This is a genomic window from Bacteroides sp. 1_1_14 (genome assembly GCF_000162515.1).
Lineage (GTDB): Bacteria > Bacteroidota > Bacteroidia > Bacteroidales > Bacteroidaceae > Bacteroides > Bacteroides thetaiotaomicron.
On record NZ_GG774702.1, the window covers coordinates 86403 to 101164 of the forward strand.

The window sequence follows — 14762 nt, forward strand, 5'->3', positions numbered from 1 at the left end:
TATTTTTAGTTACCAAGCTTCAAATAATTATGTATTCGACGGATTTAGAAGAAACACAGTGGCAAGTTATCAAGAAAATCTTGAACTTGCAAGAAAGGAAACGAAAATATGATTTGCGTGAAATATGGAATGCTATTTTCTATGTAGTCAAAACCGGGTGTCAATGGCGTATGCTTCCCTCTGATTTCGCTCCTTGGGAGTTGGTTTACTACTATTATCGCAAATGGTCTTCTTTGGGTGAATTTGATTTATTATTGAATAACTTACGAAATAAAGTTCGTGTAAAAATGGGACAGAAGGCAGAAGCAAGTTTGGGTATCATGGATAGTCAAAGTGTACGTTGGGGTGATAACCGTTCTCTTAATGGTATTGACGGGAACAAGAAAGTAAAAGGCGTTAAACGTCATGTAGTGGTAGATAAAAATGGCTTCCTGCTTGCAGTCATGGTGACGATTGCCTGTGTGCATGATAGCAAGGCGGCTTATCTGTTGGCAAGGTGTCTGAGGGAACTCTGTTGCAATATCAAAGTCATATTGGCAGATGCCGGATATCGTGGAGAAGTAGCTGAGAAGATTAAAAATGCTTTTGGATACATTCTTGAAGTAGTCGTCAGTGGTGATAAGGTAAAAGGCTTTAAACCAATAGGTAAAAGGTGGATTGTGGAAAGAACCTTTTCATGGTTTGACAATTATAGAAGGCTTTGCCGAAACTATGAATTAACATTCGATTCGGCAGAGGAAATGGTAAAACTGGCATCCATTAGGATGTTATTGAATAAAATTTAAACAGGCTCTTAGTTTTTACATTAACTTTCATCAAGTCCCTCAATCTATAATCCGGATTGCAGGGACTTTTTTGTGAATGGCTATCATAACGTTATCAATGAGAGTAATAAGATTATAGGTTTCCTGAATCCGGATTACGCTTCGTATGACTGATAATATTTTCTGTCGAGTTATGAAATAATCCGCTTACGAGCACAAGATATTCTGGTAAAATATCATTCTTTCCCCAAAGCAGTTCTATCCCGAAAAGTTCCGAGAGGGTACGTGCTATATCGAATCCGAATGCTTCAAGCGAGGGACGTACTTTGTCCGGATGCAGGCAAGGACGGTTGCATTTGCGGGCGCATTCGGAATCTGGACAGTATAGGCATTTTCCTACATAGGCGAATGCCCTGCCTCCGTATCTGTGCTCCAGTTCCAGCAACTCTTTTTCTATCCTGATTCGTTCTGGTCTGATTAACTCTTGTGATTTGTCTATCGGGATGCCTTTTTCGATAGGAATAATTTTGGTAGCCATAAGATAGGCATACTTGTACTGGCGCAGAAATTCTCCGGTATCGAAATCAAACGGCGGACATCCCCAACTGTTACCGTAATTAGGGCATTGCCTGCAAAACTCGACAAACCGTTTCTCATCCCGGAAACGTGAAATATATTCATCCACGCCGATGCCTGCCGTGAAATTCTCTATGATATATTTTTCAGTCATTGCTTCACTTTAATGAATCCTATTGTAGTGTCGAACTTCACGCAATTATTTCGGAACAGCCGTTCTATACAGCCGCTCAGGCGCATCTCCTTCGTCAGCAGAACCGGTAAATCGAGAAAAGGGCTATAAAGGTAATATCGAGTTATGTGCCGGTTTATCGGCTCGAGTCCATTGCAATGGTAAAATATTTGTTTGAGCATGCGCGTATAAATCAGATGATTTGGGTGAATAGGTCGAGTTGGTGCAGGAGCGTGACGGTAAAGAAGATGCCGACGACCAGACTCAGCGCAATGAGCAGTGCATCGAGTACGTGGGCCGAGGGTTTCGTCGGCCGGTCGGCGTTGCTTCGGACATACTCCCGAAAGAAGATGTAGAGTGCAGGTACGGTACTGCACGCCAGCAGGTAGTCTTCGGGTATGCCGAAGAAGTAGACTTTCGACAGTCCGATCAGCGCCCAGTGGCAGAGGAACATGGCCAGCACGATATTGACCTGCTCCGAGAAGGCGAGCATCAGTCCAATGGTGAAAACCGCCACCGAACAGGGCATGACGGGCGAGGTCATCATGGGGAATTCGTGGCCCAGCGCCAGCGAGCAGAGGGGATATATCAACGGCATGGCAAGGAGCAGGACAGCGAATGCGTTGTGCTGGCCGGTGCGTTCGAGCGAGGCGTGTTTCACCAGCAGGTCATAAATCCAGATTCCACCCATGATGGCCCAGAAGAGTGCTAACATGCCGTGATATTCGCGCGGTCGGCAATAGATCATGTAATAGACTCCGGCAATCCAAAAGTTGAGCATCGCCATGAAACTCTTCATGGCGATGCGCACAGTGTTTGTCGGCCGCAGGCAGAGCAACAGAAGCAGCAGGGTTGCAATGCCCGTAAAGACAATCTGCGCAGGCCAGGTTGCGGCATTGTAGGCCGCGATCGTGTTCCAAAAAATTTCCATAACCTAACTATTTTTTCGTGTGCGTCGGGTCATAGAGAAGGCCCGGCGCTTGAAGATGAATATCGGCAGCGTGGCACCGGCGGCAAGCAGCGCAATGACACTCAGCGATACGGTGGCATTGAGAAAAAACTGCTGCATGTAGCGCATCCCTTCGTCAGCCCGATCGAGCGACTGGAGGAACATGATGAGCGAGAAAACCGTCTTGTAGGCGTAGATGCCCGGCACCATCGGCAGCAGAGCCGGGATGTAGAGACAGGTCATCGGGCAGCGGACACCGCGGCCGAGCCATAGGCTGCCCATACCGATTGCAAAGGCCGCGAAAAGCGATGCGGTGGCGATATCCAGTGCGGAACAGTGCATCAGCGTGAAACGCAAGGCGTGGCCTATGGCGGCAAGCAGGGCGATGCGTGGAAAGGCTCGCATCGGCGGATCGGAGATGGCCCCGAATCCGATGGCGGCGACAGCGGCGAAGAGTCCGTCGAGCAGAATATCCGTCACGATCATAGCAGCGAATCTTTAACCATTAACAAAGTGGCCGACAAACCGACGGCGATGCAGACGATCAGCAGCATGGCGTTGACCAGCCGGCTGACACCCATAAGGACGTGTCCTTCCATGATGTCGATGACCCCGTTGATGAGCGGCACGCCCGGCACGAGAAACAGCGGACTGGTGGCCAAAGTGATCTCGGCTGTGCAGTCGAAACGCAAGGCGGCCGTGGCGCAGAGTGACGCGACGAAAGCCGAGCAGGCGAAGACGAGAAAGTGATTGACTGCGTGAGCCTGCATGCGCTGTTTGACGGCGAAGCCCACGAGTGTCGCCGTGAAGACGATGCCCACGGCCGTCCAGTCGCCGCCGAAGAGCTTGCAGAACGAGGCGTTGGCCAGTCCGACGAACACGAGCGTGAAGATCGGGTCCATGCGCGGTTTGTCAACCAGCGTCCGGTAACGGCTGCGGATTTCGTCGAGCAAGAGGCCCTCGTCCAATGCGTCCCAGCTCAAGGCACTCAAATCAGAGTTCCGCTCGAAACTGATGGGGAGCGACGGGATTGCCACCACACGGGTTGCGGACTCGCCGCTCCCGAGGTCGAGCACAGTCAGTATCGTACTCTTTTGGAAACTCGACAACTGAACGTCCACGCCCAGCGCTTCGCCGATCCGGCGTGAATTGCGGACCGCCCGCGAGGTGTGAACTCCCGAGCCGAGCTGATAGGTGGCGTATTCGGCGATGAAACCGAGTATATCGCAAAGTTCCTGCTGCGTTTTCATATGCGGATCATTGTTTATCGGACTTTTACCACACCTGTCGCAGTATCGAACGTCACGCATTTATTGCGGAACAGCCGTTCGATGCAGCCGCTCCGGCGCATCTCTTCGGTGGGCAAGCATACCAGTCGGGGCGGGTCGATAAGGGCTATCGCATCGGCGAGCGACATGGCGATATCGAGTTCGTGGGTCGAAAACAGGATACATTTCCCTTCGTCGTGTGCCAGCTGTGCCAGCAGCGTACACAATTCATAGCGGTTGGGCATATCGAGGAACGAGGTGGGTTCGTCGAGCAGAATAATCGGTGTATCCTGCGCCAACGCCCGCGCGATCATGATGCGCTGGCACTCGCCGTCCGACATCCTGTCCATCGTGCGTTCCGCATAGTCCTCCATGCCTACCGAGGCGAGCGACCGCATAACGATTTCCGTGTCGGCCTTCTGCATCCTTCCTATCCAATTGGTATAGGGTGCGCGGCCGATAGCCACGACGTCCTCGCATTTGAGGTTGGCGATGCGTGTGCGCTCGGTCGTGACGAACGCCAGCGTTCGGGCCATCTCTGCGGTTCGCGTATCGGCGGCGGGGCGTCCGTCGAGCAGGATTCGACCGGAATAACGGCGGTTCAGCCCGGCAATAGCCCGGAGCAGCGTCGATTTGCCCGTACCGTTGCGGCCGATTAGGGCTGTCAGTTTGCCCTTTTCGATTGTGGCTTCTACCTCGCTGAGCAAGGTTCGATCCCCGTAGCCTATGGATAAATCGTGTAATTCTATCATGCCGTAACGGATTTATTGCGCAAGACCACCCACACCACGATGGGGATTCCCAGCAGCGCGGTGATGGCGTTGATCGGCAGGGTGAACAGTTTGGAAACGAGGTCGCAAAGCAGCAGCACGGAAGCACCCGAAAGAACGGTGCCCGGCACGAGCACCCGATGGTCACTGTTGCGGAACAGCATCCGCGTGACGTGGGGCATGGCCAGCCCGATGAAACCTATCGGACCGCAAAAGGCGGTCACCGTGCCGGCCAGCGACGTCGTGGAGAGGAACAGCAGTCCGCGTGAGCGACGGACGTTCAGCCCCATCGTCACGGCATACTCCTCGCCGAACAGCAGCAGGTTGAGCGGCTTGATGGTGATTACGGCCAACAACAATCCGGCGATAATCGACGGGATGAGTACCGCAAGCTGATTGAAGGTCACGTCGCCGAGCGATCCCATCGTCCAGATGACGAACATTTTCAAGGATTCATCGTTGGCAACATACTGCAATATTTGGACGACCGCACCGATTCCCGACGAGAACATCATGCCGAGAATCAGAATTACCATGATATCTTTGATGCGGTGTCCGACGGCGGCGATGACAACCAACACGATTGCCGCTCCGAGCCATGCCGCCCCAGCGATGCCTATCGACGAGCCGACACCGGCAAGTACGACGAGTGCCACGCCGAGGCTCGCGCCCGAACTGATACCGAGCACGTAAGGCCCGGCAAGGGGATTGCGGAAGAGGGTCTGCATCTGAAGACCGCTGACCGACAGGGCGGCTCCGGCCAGCAACGCGACCACCGCCTTAATCAGTCGGATATTCAGTATGATTTTCGCCGTCGCTCGCGGACAATCGCCACCCGTCAGGGCCGCCCAAACATCGCCGAGCGGCACGGCGACAGCCCCCACCGCCAAATCCAGCAGAAACAGGAAGAGGGTGAGGGCAGCCAGTGCGGTAAATAATAGGACGGAACGGGAGCGCATTTATTTCAATTGCTTGTAATAGACGAAATCTTCTGCGACCAGTTCGGGGTGGAATATCTTTACGAGGTCTCGTAGCACGAGGTCGGGATTCACCACGGCCGACTCGTAGTAGTCGTTGCCGCCGGCGGCATTCGTGCGGGCGTTGTTGTTATAGACGTATCCGTTGCGGAAGCACCGGGTGTCGGTGAACTTCGGGCAGGCGGCTCGCAGTTCGTCGAGCGTGTTCGCCATACCCACATGCAGCCACATATCGACTTGCGAGGCCAGCAGATACGCCTCTTCGAGGTCGATGGGCGCGGAAGCGTTTCCCGTGTTCTTCTTGTAGATGTAATCGCCTCCGGCATCTTTGATCAACCGGGCGACATAGCTTTCGGTCGAGGGCATGAACCAATTGTCGCCGTAAGGCGTGTTGAGCATCACTGAAGGGGCATCGATGGCTGCATCGGTTACTCGCTTTTTCAAAGCGTTATAGCGAACCGGAATCTCGGCAAACACTTTCTCTCCCTCTGTCCGTTTTCCTGCAACCTCCGCCAATGCCACCAGCCATTCGGCTTTGCCCAGCGGCGACTCTTCCAGGTAATCGCCGACATACATGAACGGGATGTTCAGTTCTTTCAGTTTCCCTTCCATCGAGCTGGCCCCGTTCACGCCGTAAAGCAGTACGAGGTCGGGATCGAGCGAGAGCAGCAGCTCATAGTTAATGTTCCCCTCATAGCCCACGTCGCCGACGCTGTCGCGTCGTGCCTGAATATCGGGATTGGAAATGTAGTCGATACCCGATACCCCGACCACGCGCCCCGTTTCGCCGATCGCGTCAAGCATGGCGATATGGGTCGAAGACATGCAGACGATGCGTCCGGCATTCCCGTTGAGTACCTGACCGGTGAAATCTTCGGGAGCGGCTTCGCCGTCACGGGCGATGAACAGGCACGTGGTAATGCTGTCGGCTCCCTGCCAAGGGTTCGTGACGGTAACCAATACGCTCTTTCTGCTGTCAGCACCTTTTATGTTAAACCCCGAAGCGTATTCAGGTGTATAGGCCGTTCGGTTGAAATCGGCAAGTTTGGAACTCTTATCATGGCAGCCTGTGAATGTCAGTACAAGCAGCAATATCAGGCTCAGATTTTTCAATGCTTTCATATTGTTACAAATTTGTATTTACGGATTTCTTCTTATTTTTTCCGAACTTCGGGGTGATGCCGATGAACAGTTCGAAGTTGATACCGGGCATGGGGCGCGAGAGCACCGAAAGGTAGTCCTCGTTGAAGAGATTATTGACTGCAAATTTCAATTGAACGTCCACCGGTTTGAAAAACAGGTTTTTCTCCAAGGAGACGTTGCTCATGAAATATTCGGGCAGGTGTCCTGTCAGCGTGTAGTCGTTGCTTGACATGGTGAAACGCTCCGAGTAGAACGCCCACTTGTAAAGGAACGCCCACGACCGCCACGACAACCGTCCTGTCAGCGAGGCGGAATGCTCCGGCACGTAGGGCAGCTGTTTGCCCACCGACTGGTCAGCAGGTGACATTTTCTCGCCCTCGTTGATAGAGGGTGTCCACGAATAAGAGCCGTTCAGGTCGATGAGCCAATCCTTTGCCGGCTGCACGGCCAGGTTCGCTTTGACCTCGATGCCGTAGGCGTGTACCTTCTTCACGTTGCGGGGCGAAAAGAATCCTTTGGTGGTGGGCAGCCAGATAATCCAGTCGTCGATGTAGGAATCGAACCAGTTCACGCCGCCGTTCAACTTATAGGCATTTTCTTTGCCGACCTCGAAACTTACACCTGCATCGTAGCTGAAACCATGCTCGTTTCTCAGATTGGGATTGCCACCGGGCAGGAAATAGAGGTCATTCAGCGTCGGGAAACGGTAATTGCGTGAAACAGAAGCTTTGAGCATCACATTCCCTTTCGGAGAAATGATGCCGTCAATAAAAAAAGCCGGTATAAGTGGAGCCCACTCGGAACCGTACATTTCTTCTCGCAACACAACCGACATGCCAAGCCGGTCTATCGGTTGCCACTTGGCAGATACGGAGCCGGAAAGTTCCACGCGTCCTTTGTCATAGCCCACGATGGCCTTGCCTCCGTCCTGCAAAATGATATTCTTGTCCTCACTGCGTACCAAATGCTGGTGAGCCGATACGTTAGCGGTGAAAAACCAACGTTTTGTTGGACTGTATTCACCTTCAGCCTGCCCGTAGAACGTATTTACCTTGCTGCGCGAACGGGTCATCGACGCCCAGTTATCAGGTGCGACCTCACGCTTGTAGTCGTAGGCCATCCATGTGTGTATGTAACCGCCTTTCACGCCAAGTTTCCAATTGCTTTTGATATGATCCCACGAAAGGACACTGCGGAAAGTCTGTTCCCGCTGGCGGTTCTCGAAGTCGGTTGCATCTCCGTAGTCGGTCGTCAACATCGGAAGTTCCCGGTTGGAGTTGATATACCATGCGTTCAGGCCTAATTTGTCGCCTTTGCGGGTGTTGTAATAGACTTCTTGAAGCAGGTGCAGGTCCTTGAACGCACCGCTTCGGTTGCGCTCTACGGGGTGATACTGCCCGATGATGTTCTTGTCCTCGTCGTAGATATTTATCTTCTTGTCGTGGTTGGTGTACTTGTAATCGTTAGGCGAGGAAGAATAGACCGCACGGGTAGAGCCGTGCCACCGCTTGCTTCCGTAGGTGAAGCGAGCGAACTCGTCGAAGGTCTTGAACGAGCCGATGCCCTGCACGTACTGGGCGTTGAACCCTTCGGCGACTTCGGGAGCCGTGCCGAGCTTGACTAAACCGCCCAGTCCGCCGCCCGTTTCGTTCACCGACGAAGTGCCGTGCAGCAGCGACGCTTGGTCGATGAAGTAGGACGGGATAGTAGAAAAGTCGGTCATGCCGAGCATGGGGTTGTTGATGCGCATCCCGTTCCACGTCACCTGCGTATGGCTGGGCGACGTGCCGCGGAAGGCAACGGTCGAGAGCGTGGCGCGGCCGTAGCTTTTGACAAACACGGACGAGTTGAATGTCAGGATGTCCGCCATTGAGAGGGCGATGTTCTCTTTCAGTGCGAGTGAATCGAACTTCGTCTTCTGCACGCCGATTTCTTTCATCGGCCGATGTCCGATGACCGTGACTTCCGGTATGGTGAGATGCCAGCCTGACCGCTTTTTGCTTTCCGTCTGCTGCGCAAAAAGTGCCGTGGGGAGACATGCCGCCAAAGCGAATAACAGATATAGTCTTTTCATATTGCCTCCTTTCTTATTTCCAACAAAATGCACCAGGGATAATCCCAACATAAAATTCATCAATCAGTTCGCCGTCAAGTGAGTAGCGGTATATCATGCCCTGCTGTTGGTAGTCGATGGCATCAGCGATGTACACCTCCCCGTTAGCGGGGTTCACCGTCAAGCCGTAATAAATCGTACCGCTGTATTCGAGGAACGGGCGCACCGGCACACGGCTCGCCGTCACGTCCATGCACCAGATGTCTTTGTTAATCCAGTAGAGTTTGTCCCTGTCGCCGTTGAGCTGCACCTCCGAGGGCCAGTCGCCCAACTTGAACTTGAACTGCTTCTCCACAGTGAAGGTCTCGGCGTCGATGCGGTAGAGCGAGGGGGCTTCGTAACCGTAGGGGCTGCCCTCGTAGCCGCCGTCGGTAATCGTCCACATCTTGTTATACTTGTCCATGACCAACGATGTGGGCTGGATGCCGATTTTCAGTTCATCGACAACTTGGTCGGTCTCGGTGTCGATTTTGATGATACGGTTCTGGTAACTCCAACAGTTGCAATAGACGTATTTGCCGTACTGCACCATCTGCTCCGTCGAGCCGCTTTCCATCGTCATGTCCGGCACTTGGATATGCCCGGTGATTTCATACGTTCGCGGATTTATAATGAAGATGCGGTTGTCCCACAGTTGGGTGACATAGGCTTTCTCGTCGCTCAGGAAATGGATATAGCGCGGGGAGGTCAGATTCTCGATGCGTCCCACCTCCTTGAAGGTGTTCAGGTCGATGGCGAAAATCACGTGGGAGTTGTTCACCACGACCCAGCCCTTGTTGTCGTAGATGGTCATCGACTGTGCCACGTCGCCGAGCTTCATGCCGTTGGCACGGAAGAAGACCTCGTTCTGCACCTGTTTGGTCTCTGGGTCGTAGTAGCTCAGCGAGGCGTTGCCGTACTGGAAGTTGCCCTCGTTGGTAATGAACAGTCCGGCTCCCGTGGCGTTGAAATCCTCCACGGCATCGCCGTAGTCCCACTTCATGCAGGCGGTTAAGGATAGTGTCGCTCCGACAACTACGCTCCATAGCAGATATTTCAATTGGTGATGGGTCATACCGTTGTTTTTATAGTTAATCCCCGGTAGTCTTACCTTACGGCAAGCATACCGAGGATTGGCAGAAAATTTATTGTTTGGTTATCTATTCAGCGGGCTTGTACTTCCCGTCTATCATGTCTTGGTAGGTGGGGTTGTATTTGCAGCCACTTACAATCCAATTTGGTTCAGTAATTTGATTATCCTTGATAAAAGGCTCAAATATAGAAAAATCAGAAAAAGAAGTAAGCTTAACGAAATTCACTCCTGATAAACTTTTAAGCTTCGGCATATCAAAAGATGTTAATTTGGAAGCAGCATCTGCACTTAAAGATCCAGCTATAGAGACTAATTCAGGGCATGAGAAAGCGGAAAATCCATGAATCGTTATTCCCGCTCCTCCAACTTTTTCAAGCACAGGAAAAAGCTCATAAGTGGTTGTAGAACGGATATCTAATCCTCCATATGGAAGGTCGTCGGTTGACCACTTACCTTCTTTTGCATATGATGGATTTGAATTGCAACAAATCGATTTTAAATTACTAAAATTATGAACCATTTTAGGAGTATTAAGTGCCCCCTCCATAAAAAATTGACCGCCAATTTTTTCAAGTTTTGAAAATTCTAAGTTTGATGCCATCATATTAATTTTGAGATGCATATAGCCGTCAACAAATTTGAGATTATTTGCAACGATGCCAGATTTCATCCCTGCACCAAAATAAAAGTCGCCGTGTACCTCTTCAATTGGAAGGGTAAAAACTTTTTTGTCTGGTGTTATGTATGATAAATTCTTTACCTTTTTAAAATTGAAATCAACATAGTTATTCGCCCAGGCATCAATATAAATAGAAACATTCGAAAGATCATCTTTCGTTATAAGTTTTTGTAGTTTCTTACATTCCGAGATGCGTATAATGGATTCCTCTGAATCTTCATTAGAAAAACAGCATCACTAATGTCTATAGGAGAAGAACAACTTATTAGCTTCTCTAATTTTAACGATCCTATTCTTTTTAAGTTTTTAAGATTTGATAATGATGAAAGTTCATAGAAATAACAAATTGAAAGAAGGCCTGTTACGGTTGCCAGATTCGACATTTCATCAAGATTAGTAAGAGAAACATTTCCTGTAGTGGAAAACAAATCTCCTTGAATATAGTTCGAAATAATAAAACAATCTCCATTAACAACAGAAAGTTTGGGCATTGATAATTTTTCAAACTCGATAGGCAAAGATGAAAAATTAATACTTCCTGTTTCAATAAGCTCAGGGAAAGAGATAGATTTTAAAGTCGAAATCTCATTAATGCTTAACGAATTTTTAACAGTCTGTACTTTGGGAAATACCAATGTGCTAATTGCACCTTTACCCATACCGAAAATGTTTAATGCCCCTCCGACGTTTATCAGTTCGGGTATTTGAAGCGTTGTCAATGTGGACGAACTGATAACAAAATCACCCTCAATAGCTTTTAGCAGATCAAACTGAACGAATTTTACACCATTGTTGTACACATGGATATTGCCCGTTACCTCGTTCAATTTGGTCATGGAGACCATCTCCAGCGTTTCGTTCGCAGCCGGGTTTTCCTCCGAACCAATCGACAAACCGCCGATTTTGGTAATGTTGTCCAAACCGGTCAGCGTTCCACCGGTATAGCTGTTCTTTATTGTGATGGTTCCTTCGACTTCTTTAATAATACTAAGTCCAGAAATATCACTGATATTTTCTGCATTTTCTGCGTCCGAACCAATAATAAGATTACCTTTTATGATTGTAACGCCAGATTCAATAAAAGCAGCTACTTCTGAGTTTTTTTTCAGTTCTACATCACCCTCACTTCTTATCTCATCCTTCACAACAACATAAGTATAGTCATTGGTAGCTCCATTAAAAGAAGTAACACGGAAAGTACGTTCAGTGTTCCAATCAGTTATGGATGTTGGATCAGGGAATATCTTTGCAGAAGGTGTGTAAATGAAAGATGCCTTTGCTCCATCAAGAGAAACTGTGTATGGTACAGTCATCGTAATTGTGTTGTTCTCAATGACAGCATCATATGTCTTATCATTCACACTCAGTACCACGGATGTGATGAAATTATCATCAGCATCAACTGGAATTTCGTTCTTATCGGAACAGCCGACAGCCAAAATACCGAAGAAAAGGCCGAACAGCAAGTTAAAATTGATTGGTTTCATTTGTAATATGTTATTATTGTTTTTACTTTATGTTTAAATCTTGGAACGAAAATACTTCGGTAGAGATTTCTCCTAAAACGCCGCTTTTAGCCAAGGCTCCATTCTGAACTTTTATGAAGTCGATGTATTGGAGATTTACCGGAGAGCCGTCGTGATACATGGCATTAGATATTTTGAATCCGTTTTTCTGTCCAGAACCGTCATACGAATCACCAGCCAACATATCGGAACCGCAATTATCCACATACCCCCAGTCATAAGGAGAGTTACTCCAGTAACCTGTGGATGGACTTTGTGAATTGCGTGGCAATAGTCGAGTACCGTACAAAGTGTAGGAGTCGGCCGTAATCCACAACGGATAATAGTAAGGTTGCGTGTGGTAGGCATTGAAATCGACCCAGCCAGTGTTTCCCAAATTGTCAATCCAATAAGTGTGTGAACCATCCGAGGCCGGTCGGAAATAGGTCACCTCATAATCTTGAATGGTGGTGGGTTTCCCTGTTTCGCTGCCCCGCAGTTCGTACCACTCATCATCGGGAAGTCCATTGCCGTTGACATCCTGCATCACCCACACTATCCCCGGTTCATTGGAAGAATCAAAGGCATTGCCCTGAATAGCAAAATCATATCCACCCTTATTCTGAATGCTGTGGTCAAACCCTACTATGATGTAACCGCCAAAGGAGCCGAGAGATACATAACTTTGCTTGGCAATACGCTTGGAAGCATATTCGACGGCCGCTTCTCGGGTCGATTCGCTACCGGTAAAACCACCAGTATTGGTTTCGTTGATGAATTGTCCGGGAGCCGGCGTATATTCATACACTCTGTTGGAATAGGCCGAACTCGCACCTGAAGCAGCACGATATCCGGAAGATTCCGACCCGTTCACGCAAACTACGGTGACGGCGGATTCCACGGATATGCTATTTTGCATTTCGGTGACAGAGACGGTTATCCGGTATTCTCCGGCGGACGAAGGGGTGAACTTATACACCCGACCGGTTTCACCTTCCACGGGCTTACCGTCTATGCTCCAGCGGTATTGCGGATTCTCGAAATAGTCCAGCAATGGACGCAAGAACACTGGTCGCCCGGCAAACGTATAGCGTGTGGAAACAGACTGCTCATAAGACGGGGCAGGGAAAACAACCTCATAAGGCATATTCTCGACCACCTCTATCTCCAACTCTTTCTTGGTTTCACCATCCTCGTTGGATGCTGTTATGGTAATCGGAAAAACTCCCACCTGATTTTCCTTAAACGTATAGGTCGTATCGGTGGATACCACAACCCCTGCACGTACCCATTCCACCTTGAAACCGGCAAGGTCGCGATGGGCAATCACGGCAGTCAGGGTATTCTCTATGCCTTTTTGTACTTTCAATCCTTTGGCCGGCACATACAGATTGATGGCCGGGGGCAACAAATCCCTCACTTCCACTTTCACCTCTTCTTCGGCATGACCGTTTTCGTTGTCCACCCGCAGCGTAATAAAGACCTCCCCCGATTCATCCCACGTGTATTTCAGGGTCGGGTCTGTGGAAATCAGTTTCCCCTCTATGGTCCAGGCAAACAAGGCATGGTCTGCGTACCGGTAAGTCGGTGCGATGACCAGTTCCCGGCCAATCTTGACTGCATAGATACCGTCTTCACTATCGAGTTCAATCACTGGGGCTTGTCCGGATTCTGCAACGACAACCTCATCCCGATTGCAGGATATGAATAATACAGCGAGTGTAAAAAAAAATAATTTTTTGATTACCATGAATACAAGCTGGTTAGATTAAAAGACAACCACCACTTCCAAGTTTAAATTTCCTTGAAAGGGGTGGTTATAAAATTAGTTTTCAAAAACAATATCATCAATACAGAGGTATGCAGGGGTATTTAAGCCATACTCTCCTGTGTCGGAACCTGAAAAGTTAAATTTCACAAATCCTACTCCAGCTTGATTAATAGGCCAATATGTCCATGTAGTAACGGGATTTTCGTTCTTCCCATTTCTATAATCGGCTAATACCTTGGTGTATGTAGCTAACTTATTACCAGCAAAATCATAACATTCAAGTTCAACTTGGAAATACCCAATATGGTTTCCGCCTGCATCGACTTGTGCTGACAGCGGAGTAGCTACACCGGATGCGCCGAATTTATTACCATGCATGATTACACCATAGGTATATGATGAATTACAGAACCATAAACCTTTTAGAGTATATTCGCCTGTTAAATAGAATTCGGGTTGAGCCATCCATTCGGTATTATATTCATCAGAATAACCATAAACAACAGCAAAATTATTTCCGCTATGACCTGCACCTTCGTTAGAGCCATTAACAGAAGTCGTATCATAAACACTCATTTGATTGTTATAGGAATACCACCAATCACTCGGTATGGTATCACCGGTAATCGTAATTCCTTCGGCAGAAGATGGATTGGTACGGTAATTCCATTTAGACAATGCTAATCCACCACAAGAGAAATTGTTGAATGTTCCATAATTATTAGTCACAGTGTTAATCTCAGACATGAACACTCCATCTGGATCAGCAATTTCTTTTACTTGGGTATACGAACCCACATTTCCATAATAATTAGCACCGTAGGAAGTTGTCATAGCCATCATCGAAGAGGCAAAATCATCAAACGTGATGGTAGTCGTTCCATCGGGGTTAGGTGTTGCGCGGGTTTGAATCGCACTTTCTTCATACGGAGTAAGGAAGTCATCGTCGGACGAACATCCGGTGAACACTGTGGCGGCCATTGCTACAACGGCCATTGCCATA

14 protein-coding genes and 1 pseudogene are annotated in these 14762 nt (G+C 49.2%); 1 reads left to right on the forward strand and 14 read right to left on the reverse strand.

Annotation, left to right across the window (positions count from 1 at the left end; all coding sequences use genetic code 11):
- Positions 1 to 29: 29 nt before the first annotated feature.
- Positions 30 to 785: an IS5 family transposase gene (locus HMPREF9007_RS24105; protein WP_008759625.1), complete on the forward strand. Its 756-nt coding sequence runs from the start codon at positions 30 to 32 to the stop codon at positions 783 to 785.
- Positions 786 to 897: 112 nt separating this feature from the next.
- Here HMPREF9007_RS24105 and HMPREF9007_RS24100 read toward each other — a convergent pair whose 3' ends face one another.
- The 14 genes and pseudogenes from HMPREF9007_RS24100 to HMPREF9007_RS24045 all read right to left on the reverse strand — a co-directional run bounded on the left by HMPREF9007_RS24100 (position 898) and on the right by HMPREF9007_RS24045 (position 14761).
- Positions 898 to 1494, reverse strand: a complete 597-nt coding sequence (locus HMPREF9007_RS24100) for a DUF2284 domain-containing protein (protein WP_008669449.1) — start codon at positions 1492 to 1494, stop codon at positions 898 to 900.
- Positions 1491 to 1595, reverse strand: a pseudogene (locus HMPREF9007_RS28005) (ABC transporter ATP-binding protein); the annotation flags it as partial. The pseudogene HMPREF9007_RS28005 and the gene HMPREF9007_RS24100, both read right to left, overlap by 4 nt.
- A 110-nt stretch (positions 1596 to 1705) precedes the next feature.
- Complete coding sequence (locus HMPREF9007_RS24095; protein ID WP_004301245.1) at positions 1706 to 2443, reverse strand: DUF6064 family protein; 738 nt, start codon at positions 2441 to 2443, stop codon at positions 1706 to 1708.
- A 3-nt stretch (positions 2444 to 2446) separates the two neighbouring features.
- Complete coding sequence (locus HMPREF9007_RS24090) at positions 2447 to 2947, reverse strand: threonine/serine exporter family protein (protein ID WP_004301247.1); 501 nt, start codon at positions 2945 to 2947, stop codon at positions 2447 to 2449.
- Positions 2944 to 3711: a threonine/serine exporter family protein gene (locus HMPREF9007_RS24085; RefSeq protein ID WP_008759626.1), complete on the reverse strand. Its 768-nt coding sequence runs from the start codon at positions 3709 to 3711 to the stop codon at positions 2944 to 2946. Before HMPREF9007_RS24085 ends, HMPREF9007_RS24090 begins: the two co-directional genes overlap by 4 nt.
- Positions 3712 to 3725: 14 nt before the next feature.
- On the reverse strand, positions 3726 to 4481 hold the full coding sequence (locus HMPREF9007_RS24080; RefSeq protein WP_004301252.1) for an ABC transporter ATP-binding protein: 756 nt from the start codon (positions 4479 to 4481) through the stop codon (positions 3726 to 3728).
- A complete protein-coding gene (locus tag HMPREF9007_RS24075) occupies positions 4478 to 5458 on the reverse strand; it encodes an iron ABC transporter permease (protein WP_008759627.1) in 981 nt (326 codons plus the stop codon). The genes HMPREF9007_RS24080 and HMPREF9007_RS24075 overlap by 4 nt, the downstream gene beginning before the upstream one ends.
- A complete protein-coding gene (locus HMPREF9007_RS24070) occupies positions 5459 to 6598 on the reverse strand; it encodes an ABC transporter substrate-binding protein (protein WP_004301256.1) in 1140 nt (379 codons plus the stop codon).
- A gap of 4 nt (positions 6599 to 6602) precedes the next feature.
- Positions 6603 to 8693 (reverse strand): TonB-dependent receptor, encoded by a 2091-nt coding sequence (locus HMPREF9007_RS24065; protein WP_008759628.1) that lies wholly within the window; start codon positions 8691 to 8693, stop codon positions 6603 to 6605.
- Between the two features lie 13 nt (positions 8694 to 8706).
- Positions 8707 to 9786, reverse strand: coding sequence for a glutaminyl-peptide cyclotransferase (locus HMPREF9007_RS24060; RefSeq protein ID WP_004301261.1), 1080 nt, complete (start codon positions 9784 to 9786; stop codon positions 8707 to 8709).
- 85 nt (positions 9787 to 9871) lie between these two features.
- Positions 9872 to 10474, reverse strand: coding sequence for a hypothetical protein (locus tag HMPREF9007_RS25635; protein WP_128567760.1), 603 nt, complete (start codon positions 10472 to 10474; stop codon positions 9872 to 9874).
- A gap of 167 nt (positions 10475 to 10641) precedes the next feature.
- Positions 10642 to 11970 (reverse strand): hypothetical protein, encoded by a 1329-nt coding sequence (locus HMPREF9007_RS25640; protein WP_128567761.1) that lies wholly within the window; start codon positions 11968 to 11970, stop codon positions 10642 to 10644.
- 22 nt (positions 11971 to 11992) lie between these two features.
- Positions 11993 to 13738: a PKD-like domain-containing protein gene (locus tag HMPREF9007_RS24050; protein WP_008759629.1), complete on the reverse strand. Its 1746-nt coding sequence runs from the start codon at positions 13736 to 13738 to the stop codon at positions 11993 to 11995.
- Between the two features lie 75 nt (positions 13739 to 13813).
- Positions 13814 to 14761, reverse strand: a complete 948-nt coding sequence (locus HMPREF9007_RS24045) for a DUF4465 domain-containing protein (protein ID WP_008759630.1) — start codon at positions 14759 to 14761, stop codon at positions 13814 to 13816.
- Position 14762: the final 1 nt, after the last annotated feature.

Excerpts from the sequence above, each read along its gene's own strand:
- HMPREF9007_RS24105 (WP_008759625.1), top strand. The coding sequence starts at position 30 with ATGTATTCGACGGATTTAGAAGAAACACAGTGGCAAGTTATCAAGAAA.
- HMPREF9007_RS24100 (WP_008669449.1), bottom strand. The coding sequence starts at position 1,494 with ATGACTGAAAAATATATCATAGAGAATTTCACGGCAGGCATCGGCGTG.
- HMPREF9007_RS24095 (WP_004301245.1), bottom strand. The coding sequence starts at position 2,443 with ATGGAAATTTTTTGGAACACGATCGCGGCCTACAATGCCGCAACCTGG.
- HMPREF9007_RS24090 (WP_004301247.1), bottom strand. The coding sequence starts at position 2,947 with ATGATCGTGACGGATATTCTGCTCGACGGACTCTTCGCCGCTGTCGCC.
- HMPREF9007_RS24085 (WP_008759626.1), bottom strand. The coding sequence starts at position 3,711 with ATGAAAACGCAGCAGGAACTTTGCGATATACTCGGTTTCATCGCCGAA.
- HMPREF9007_RS24080 (WP_004301252.1), bottom strand. The coding sequence starts at position 4,481 with ATGATAGAATTACACGATTTATCCATAGGCTACGGGGATCGAACCTTG.
- HMPREF9007_RS24075 (WP_008759627.1), bottom strand. The coding sequence starts at position 5,458 with ATGCGCTCCCGTTCCGTCCTATTATTTACCGCACTGGCTGCCCTCACC.
- HMPREF9007_RS24070 (WP_004301256.1), bottom strand. The coding sequence starts at position 6,598 with ATGAAAGCATTGAAAAATCTGAGCCTGATATTGCTGCTTGTACTGACA.
- HMPREF9007_RS24065 (WP_008759628.1), bottom strand. The coding sequence starts at position 8,693 with ATGAAAAGACTATATCTGTTATTCGCTTTGGCGGCATGTCTCCCCACG.
- HMPREF9007_RS24060 (WP_004301261.1), bottom strand. The coding sequence starts at position 9,786 with ATGACCCATCACCAATTGAAATATCTGCTATGGAGCGTAGTTGTCGGA.
- HMPREF9007_RS25635 (WP_128567760.1), bottom strand. The coding sequence starts at position 10,474 with ATGAAATCTGGCATCGTTGCAAATAATCTCAAATTTGTTGACGGCTAT.
- HMPREF9007_RS25640 (WP_128567761.1), bottom strand. The coding sequence starts at position 11,970 with ATGAAACCAATCAATTTTAACTTGCTGTTCGGCCTTTTCTTCGGTATT.
- HMPREF9007_RS24050 (WP_008759629.1), bottom strand. The coding sequence starts at position 13,738 with ATGGTAATCAAAAAATTATTTTTTTTTACACTCGCTGTATTATTCATA.
- HMPREF9007_RS24045 (WP_008759630.1), bottom strand. The coding sequence starts at position 14,761 with ATGGCAATGGCCGTTGTAGCAATGGCCGCCACAGTGTTCACCGGATGT.